The organism is Pseudonocardia sp. SID8383, from assembly GCF_009864975.1.
Taxonomy (GTDB): domain Bacteria; phylum Actinomycetota; class Actinomycetes; order Mycobacteriales; family Pseudonocardiaceae; genus Pseudonocardia; species Pseudonocardia alni.
Genome location: NZ_WWFY01000156.1, coordinates 1 through 1,150 on the forward strand (window position 1 = coordinate 1; position 1,150 = coordinate 1,150).

Genomic DNA, 1,150 nt, shown 5'->3' on the forward strand with positions numbered 1-1,150 from the left:
CCGACCGGTCGGTCACCGTCGTCGGGTCGCGTGCCGCGACCCCGTACGGGCTGAACGTGGCCGCGGACTTCTCCGCGACGCTGGCCCGGCGCGGCGTCGCGGTCCTCTCCGGCGCCGCGTTCGGGATCGACGCGGCCGCGCACCGCGGAGCGCTCGCCGTCGACGGCGCGACGGTCGCGGTGCTGGCCTGCGGCCCGGACCGCGTCTATCCGGCCGCGCACACCGGTCTCCTGGAACGGATCGCCGCGACCGGTCTGGTGCTCACCGAGTACCCGCCCGGCACGATCCCCGGGCGGCTGCGGTTCCTCGTCCGCAACCGGCTGCTGGCCGCACTCGGTGTCGGGACCCTCGTCGTCGAGGCCGGGGCACGCAGCGGGACGAAGCGCACCGCCGCCGACGCGACCGCGCTCGGGCGCCCGCTGATGGCGGTGCCGGGCCCGGTGACCTCGGGGATGTCGGTCGGCTGCCACGAGCTGGTCCGCTCCCACCAGGCGGGCCTCGTCGGGCGGCCCGAGGATGTCCTGGAGGTCGTCGGCCGGCTGGGTGTGGACCTCGCCCTGCCGCCGCAGGGGGAGTCCCGCCCGACCGACGGGCTCGACCCGCGGGTGCTGGCGGTCCATGACGCGCTGCCCGCCCGGGCCGCGTGGCCGCCGGGACGGATCGGGGAGGCCGCGGGCGTCGGACCCGACGAGCTGCGCGCGGCGCTGACCGAGCTGGAGGACCGTGGGCTCGCCGAGTACCACCAGGGGCTGTGGCAGCGTCCGGCACGCCGGGCGGGTCCTTGACCGGGGCCCCGCGGCGGCGGACCGTCCGGGCATGGCGCGCACAGAGTCCTCCGGTCCCGCGACCACCGGACCGGTCCCCGGTGCGGTCGACGGACCGGCCGTGGGCCCGGCGGGCGCCCCTGCCGCGGGCGCCGCGTCCGCAGGGAGCGCCGGGTCCGCAGGGGGTGGCGGGGCTGCAGGGGGTGACGGGGCAGCAGGGGGTGACGGGCTCGCGCCGGACGTCGCCACCGCGCTCGAGGAGTTCACCGGGCACCTGCGCCACGAGCGGAACCGTTCGCCGCACACCGTCCGCGGCTACCGCTCGGACCTCACCGACCTGCTCCGCGGGCTCCCCGGCCTCGGTGCGCTCGACCTGGACCACCTGC

2 protein-coding genes are annotated in these 1,150 nt (G+C 78.5%); both read left to right on the top strand.

The annotated features are described in order from the left end of the window. Positions 1-785, top strand: a 785-nt coding sequence (locus tag GTW08_RS03865; RefSeq protein WP_161151426.1) for a DNA-processing protein DprA, incomplete at its 5' end; no start/stop codon positions are given. 31 nt (positions 786-816) lie between these two features. Then, positions 817-1,150, top strand: a 334-nt coding sequence (locus tag GTW08_RS03870; RefSeq protein ID WP_161151427.1) for a site-specific integrase, incomplete at its 3' end; no start/stop codon positions are given.